Annotated in this window: 4 protein-coding genes; all 4 read right to left on the bottom strand. The window is 41.7% G+C overall.

From position 1 onward, the window contains the following. Window positions 1-144: 144 nt before the first annotated feature. Window positions 145-3138 carry a protein translocase subunit SecDF gene (gene secDF, locus HC175_RS14900; protein WP_168139290.1) on the bottom strand — a complete coding sequence of 998 codons (2994 nt, stop codon included), beginning with the start codon at window positions 3136-3138 and terminating at the stop codon, window positions 145-147. A gap of 234 nt (window positions 3139-3372) precedes the next feature. Then, the gene (gene mdh / locus HC175_RS14895; protein ID WP_168139289.1) at window positions 3373-4305 is read right to left on the bottom strand and encodes a malate dehydrogenase; all 933 of its coding nucleotides are present in this window, start codon (window positions 4303-4305) and stop codon (window positions 3373-3375) included. Between the two features lie 84 nt (window positions 4306-4389). After that, window positions 4390-5367 (bottom strand): DUF6588 family protein, encoded by a 978-nt coding sequence (locus HC175_RS14890; RefSeq protein WP_168139288.1) that lies wholly within the window; start codon window positions 5365-5367, stop codon window positions 4390-4392. 119 nt (window positions 5368-5486) lie between these two features. Beyond that, the gene (gene gyrB, locus HC175_RS14885) at window positions 5487-7427 is read right to left on the bottom strand and encodes a DNA topoisomerase (ATP-hydrolyzing) subunit B (protein ID WP_168139287.1); all 1941 of its coding nucleotides are present in this window, start codon (window positions 7425-7427) and stop codon (window positions 5487-5489) included. Window positions 7428-7468 lie beyond the last annotated feature (41 nt).

Genomic DNA, 7468 nt, shown 5'->3' with positions numbered 1-7468 from the left:
ATAGGCCACACTTGAGTCTTCAAATGAAAACGCCTAACTTTATTCATGAAAAAACCTGTGAAGAAAACTCCACAGGTCTATCTAAATTTTTTATTTAAAAACTGTAAACCTATTTTAGGACGACACATATTTATGGCCAGCGAATTAGGCTACCACTTCTTTTTCTTTCAGTTTTCTTCTTTTTGACTCCTTGTTGAAAGTATCATAAGTAATAGGAGTGGCAACGAAGATAGAAGAATAAGTACCTACTATCACACCAATGATAAGTGCGAACATGAAGCCTCTTATGCTTTCACCACCAAAGACAAAGATAGCAAGGAGCACCACAAGGGTGGTTAAAGAGGTATTTAACGTACGGCTGATCGTACTGTTGATCGCAGCATTAATTGCATCTCTTTTTGTCCATGAAGGATGTTCATTAAAGAATTCACGAATTCTGTCGAAAATAACAACCGTGTCATTCAGGGAATAACCCACCACGGTAAGAATGGCTGCAATAAAGGCCTGGTCAATTTCCATATTGAAAGGCATGAACTTATAGGTTAGGGAGAATACTCCAAGTACAATAAGCACATCATGTATAACAGCTACTACAGCTCCAACAGAGAACTGATATTTTCTAAACCTCAACAGGATGTAAAGGAAGATCACCAGCAGGGAGCCTAAAACAGCCCAGATGGAAGCTTGTTTAATATCATCGGCAATTGAAGGACCTACTTTAATAGATTGCATGATCCCAATTCCTCTCTCCCCTTCACCACCAACAGTAAAGTCGTCATAAGTGGTACCTTCAGGAAGATAAGCGCTTACGGCGTTAAATAACTTTTGAGAGATCTCTTCATCTACTTCACTTCCTTCTTCCTCTACTCGGTATTTTGTAGTTACCTTGATCTGGTTTGCCGTTCCAAAAGTCTTGGCGCTGGCACTTCCAAATTCAGCAATAAGATCATCCTGAATTTCTCCAGGGTTAACAGGTTGTGCAAAACGTACGGTATAGCTTCTACCTCCAACGAAATCAACTCCCTGGTTAAGACCTTGAGTAAATAATGAACCTAAGCTTACAAGAATGAAAATTCCCGAAACTATGTAAAAAGTCTTCCTTCTTTGCAGGAATGGGATCGTAAGATTCGCAAAAAGGTTCTTTGTAACTCCGGTTGAAAATTCAAGAGACTTATTTGGATTCTTGGCGTAGTTATCAATGAACAATCTTGTAATAAAGATCGCGGTGAATAAAGAGGTTGCAATACCAATCAATAATGTAGTTGCAAATCCCTTAATAGGACCAGTTCCTAAGACCAAGAGAATTAAACCTGTAAGTCCTGTGGTAATATTCGCATCTAGAATAGACGAAAGTGCGTTATTGAAACCATCTCTAATAGCATCTTTCTGCACCTTCCCTTTAGCATATTCTTCCCTTATCCTTTCAAAAATAAGAACGTTGGCATCAACAGACATACCAATTGTCAAGACGATACCTGCTATACCTGGCAAGGTCAATACAGCACCAAGTCCTGCCAGTACTCCAAAAATGAACAGGATATTTACTACCAGGGCGATATCGGCAAAGATCCCGGCTTTTCCGTAGTAGAAGATCATCCAAACCAAAACAAGCAGTAATGCAATAACAAAGGAGTTGATCCCGCTGTCAATTGCTTCCTGACCTAGAGAAGGTCCAACGATCTCACTCTGTACAATATCTGCTGAAGCCGGTAGTTTACCTGCACGCAGCACGTTGGCTAAATCCTGACCTTCAGTAATACTGAAATCTCCTGTAATCTCACTTCTTCCTCCGGAAATTGGTCCGCTGGAAACTCCTGGAGCAGAATAAACAATATTATCAAGAACAATAGCAATTTGACTTTGGTTCTCAGAAGCATATCCGGTCATTTCTTCCCAGGTCTTAGCTCCTTTTCCGTTCATTTGCATGGTTACAGCTACTCTTCCTACTTGATCATAAGCCTGTGTAGCATCTGTGATCACACTTCCTGAAAGCGGTGGTTGGTTTTGTCTGTTCCCTACTAATGCATAAAGCGCTGCTGCATCATCATCTTCATCGGTTATTCCCCAAACAAATTTGGCGTAACGCTGCTCCCCCTGGAGAAGGTTACGCACCTGAGGCATATTGAGGTACTGTCTTACTTTGGCAGTATCTTCTATGTTAAAAGTAGCCAGAACCGGCCCTCCCTGGAATCCCGGAGATGCCATAAGGTCAAATAAGGGATTGTTTTGTTCGGCAACCTGTGCGGTCGTATCGTTTGCAGATTCTAAAAGGGCATCAATCTCATCCTTTTCAACTGCAGCGGTATCGGCAGTTTGTTCGTTGCTATCCTGAGAAGCCAATTCCTGCTTTAGGACTTCATTTGCCTGAACAAAGAAGTTTTGAAATTCATTACTCTTGTAAACATGCCAGAATTCAAGCTGAGCCGTACTTTGAAGCAGGTCCTGCACACGCTCAATTTCTTTTGCACCCGGAAGCTCTACCAGAATTCTTCCTGAAGTTCCTAAACGCTGAATATTAGGTTGGGTTACCCCAAACTTATCTATACGTTTTCTAAGCACCTCAAATGCTGAAGTAACAGATTCATCGATCTTTCTGCGAATGATAGGCTTCACCTCATCATTGCTCATTTCAAAATTGATCTCGTCACTAAGATTCTTGTTTGCAAAAATATCTGGAGATGCAAGACGTGCATCGGGAATGTCTTCGAAAGCATCAAAGAACAGATCTACATAATTCTCCTGACTGTTGGTACGGGCCTCATCAGCTTTTGCAAGCGCTTGATTAAAAGCTGGATCTTTGCTGTTGTTAGCAAGTTCTCTAAGAATGTCCTTTACGGAAATTTGAAGAATTACGTTAATTCCACCTTTTAAGTCAAGACCTTTATTAAGCTCCTTGTCCTTAGCTGAATTATAGGTGATGCCGAGAAAAACCTCCTCATTACCTATAGAATCAAGATACCTTTGTTCTGCTCTTTCGCGAAGTATGACGTAATTATCGGTACTTTCTGAAACTTTTTGTTCTGCGAATTCTTCGGCTTTTTCCTCAATACTCCCAGCAATAAAAGTGAATGAAAGCTGGTAGATACATACCAGGGCAAACAAAACTGCAAATACCTTGACGATTCCCTTGTTCTGCATTATTCTTTAATTTATGTTCAATTTTTAAAAACGGACAAATATAGGTTTTCAATAATGAAATCCCAATTATATTTTTTGAAATAATTAACTTTTGCGAATAAAAAAAGAAGCTGCTCTAAAGTCCTGCCATATTGGGTTTTCTACCTTTTTTCGAATAAATTTCAGTAGGAAAAATCCTTAGCCAAAATGACATTTTAGAGCAGCTTCTATTGTGCTTCTTAAAAGCTCAGAAGTTTATTTTTTGAGGTCCAAAAGGTCATTGGTTTTTGTGACTCCTTCTGCACTTTCTTTTAATTTTGCCTTTTCTGCGTCATTAAGTTCCAGCTCTACGATTTCCTCAATTCCATTTTCTCCAAGAATTACCGGTACCCCGATACAAAGATCATTAAGTCCGTATTCCCCTTCTAAAAGGGCAGAACAAGGAAACATTTTCTTCTGGTCACAAGCTATAGCCTGTACCAGGGAAGAAACTGCTGCCCCGGGAGCGTACCATGCACTTGTGCCTAACATCTTGGTGAGTGTAGCTCCTCCTACTTTGGTGTCTTCAGAAACCTGATCTAAGCGCTCTTCAGAAATGAATTTTGATACCGGCACAGAATTCCGGGTAGCCAGCCTTGCGAGCGGCACCATACCTGTATCGCTATGGCCTCCAATAACCATCCCATCAACATCTGAAGCTGGACATTCTAAAGCCTCGCTTAAACGGTACTTGAAACGCGCGCTGTCTAAAGCACCTCCCATTCCAATGATCTTGTTCTTTGGAAGGTTAGTGGACTTATGCACAAGGTAGGTCATGGTATCCATAGGGTTACTCACAACGATGATCGTGGCATTTGGAGAATGCTCCAGGATACTTGAGGAAACAGACTTTACTATATCTGCATTAATCCCTATAAGCTCTTCGCGGGTCATTCCGGGTTTCCGGGGGATTCCGCTGGTGATGACGGCGATATCTGAATTTGCTGTTTTTGAGTAGTCGTTAGTGCTTCCTACAATTCTCGTATCAAAGCCAAGAAGAGATGCAGTTTGCATAAGGTCCATAGCCTTTCCTTCGGCATAATCTTCTTTGATATCAATGAGTACAACTTCGGAAGCAAAATTCTTAATGGCAATGTATTCGGCACAGCTGGCTCCAACAGCTCCGGCACCTACTATAGTAATTTTCATAATGGGATTAATTTGATTAATAGTCCAGCGAAAATACGAATTCTGAAGCAGTTTTTAATCAAAGTAGCAGCTAAAATACCAGTTTTAGATCCTGAAATGCAGCCCCAGATTCCCATTGAAAAAATCGCCCACTGTTCCCATTGCACTTAACCTGAATCTTCCAAAATGCAGATTAAACCCGAGATCTCCTTTAAACTGAACAGCAGAGTCCTCTAACTTATCTACCTGGTTATTTACCTCAACAAGATAATCGCCGGTTCCTCCAAAAACATAATCAAAGCTGGAATTAGTTACTCCTACTGCAGCAAAAGGTTCAAAAAAGCCTAATTCCATTGAACCAATAAGTTCTGCCATAAAAAGATCTGCATCTACGTTTATTTGATTCAATAGAACGATCCCTTCTGCACCCTGTGGCTCAAATTCGTATTCCACATTAAGCTTACTGTAAGCAACTCCAAGAGCTACCTGGAATTTCCTTTCGAAATCATAGGGATTAAAGTATCGATTCAGGTTGTGCTTAACTCCCAGGCCATAGGTATTAGCTGTGACACCATCTATAGTTACATTGGGCATTGCGCGAACAGTTATTTCGGTCCCGGCAGATAGCCCAACAGCTATTTGCATGAAAGCATGCGGAACATAGTTCCTACCAATACCGTCAATAGCATCAAAATTAACGGGGATTTCCTGTCCATTAAAGTTTATAGTCCCCGATAACATTTCTTTACTCACTCCACCAAAAGCTGTAGGCACCTCTACGCTTTCAACACCCTCTATCTGTAATAACTTGAGATCTGAATTTCTCATTGTAAAAGATTTTCTTTTTTCCGGGATCATAAGGGCATTACCGTGAAGAGAGAAACGTATATCCCATTTCTCAAGAGCTGAAGCCGAGCTGAACCATCCGGCACTGGCCTGCATTCCAGCCGCATCTGCAGCGGGATCTGAAAATTCTTCAGCTATAAAGAGGACATCACTAATAAAATTCCCAATGTCTTCAGACTGCGCAGAAACCGGGGAAACAAAAAAGACAGCAATAAATAAATAAAGAAACCTTTTCACAAGAGACAGATTTATAGTTGGGTTAAAAATAGCAAAAAAAGCAGAGCCTCCTCAGGGATTTCCTACAAACAAAAAACCCTGCACAGCTGCAGGGTTTTTAAAATATTCAGAAGCAAATATTATGCGTCAATATTAGCATAAACTGCGTTCTTCTCAATGAATTCTCTTCGCGGCGGCACCTCATCACCCATTAACATCGAGAAGATCCTATCGGCTTCTCCCGTATTGTCGATAGTTACCTGGCGCAGCGTACGAAATTCGGGGTTCATGGTAGTATCCCACAGTTGCTCGGCATTCATTTCCCCAAGACCCTTATATCGCTGAATACTCACTCCTCCACTGTACGAAGCCGCTATCTCATCGCGCTCCCTATCTGTCCACGCATAGCGTTTCTTACTACCTTTTTTCACAAGATAAAGCGGCGGAGTAGCAATAAATACGTGTCCTGCCTCGATGAGCTCCTTCATATACCTGAAGAAGAAGGTAAGTATAAGAGTAGCAATGTGACTACCATCCACATCGGCATCACACATGATAACGATCTTGTGATATCTTAGCTTTGTAAGGTTAAGGGCTTTACTATCTTCTTCAGTACCAATAGTTACGCCCAGGGCAGTATATATATTTTTAATTTCCTCGTTCTCAAAAACTTTATGGCTCATCGCCTTTTCCACGTTCAGGATCTTACCTCTTAGTGGCAGGATAGCCTGGAAATGACGGTCACGACCTTGTTTAGCCGTTCCCCCTGCAGAGTCACCCTCTACAAGAAAAACTTCACTTTCCTGAGGATCCTGAGATGCACAGTCAGATAGTTTTCCAGGTAAGCCTCCTCCGCTCATTACCGTTTTACGCTGCACCATCTCCCTGGCCTTCTTGGCTGCATGTCGCGCCTGGGCTGCAAGGATCACCTTCTGAACTATGGTCTTTGCATCATTTGGATTTTCCTCCAGATAATTTTCCAACATTTCAGAAACTGCCTGAGAAACAGCAGAAGTCACCTCCCTGTTTCCGAGTTTGGTCTTCGTTTGTCCTTCGAATTGTGGTTCAGAAACTTTAACAGAAACAATAGCAGTCAAACCTTCCCTGAAATCATCTCCCGAGATCTCAAACTTCAGCTTATCCAGCATTCCGGAAGCATCAGCGTATTTCTTTAAAGTAGTTGTCAAACCTCTTCTGAATCCAGCAAGGTGAGTACCCCCTTCGTGAGTGTTGATATTGTTTACGTATGAATGCAGGTTTTCATTAAAGGAAGTGTTGTAGACCATCGCAACCTCTACAGGAATGTCATTCTTTTCTCCCTCAATTGCAATAACCTCACTGATAATGGGCTCTCTGGTGCCGTCCAGGAATTTGATAAATTCTTTAAGACCTTCTTCAGAATGAAAAATTTCTGAAACAAATTCTCCTTTCTCATCCTTTTCCCTTCGGTCTGTAAGCGTAATGGTGATCCCTTTGTTCAGGAAAGAAAGTTCCCGCATTCTGCTGGCAAGAGTATCGTAATTGTACTCAGTAGTCTGCTGAAAAATAGAAGCATCAGGCTTAAAAGTAACTATGGTTCCAGAAAGATCTGTCTCCCCGACAGGTTTTACAGGATACACCGGCTTTCCTCGCTCATATTCCTGCTCCCAAATGGTGCCATCCCTATAGACGGTCGCCTTAAGATGATCGGACAATGCGTTCACACAACTTACTCCAACCCCGTGAAGGCCCCCGGAAACTTTATAAGAATCCTTATCGAACTTTCCTCCAGCTCCAATCTTGGTCATTACCACTTCAAGAGCAGAAACTCCTTCTTTTTTATGAAGGTCAACCGGAATTCCACGGCCGTTATCCTCTGTGGTTATTGAATTATCTTCGTTTATGGTTACTTTAATGGTATCACAGTGTCCCGCCAATGCTTCATCTATAGAGTTATCGACCACCTCGTAAACCAGGTGGTGCAATCCTCTAACTCCCGTATCCCCTATGTACATGGACGGACGCATGCGCACATGCTCCATCCCCTCCAGCGCCTGAATACTATCGGCCGAATAACTGCTTCTTTTAACCTCTTCACTCATACCTAAATTCGTTAAAATTTTATCAATTTCTATAACGAACA

The organism is Salinimicrobium oceani, assembly GCF_012037645.1.
This window is presented reverse-complemented; position numbering and strand designations above follow the sequence as displayed.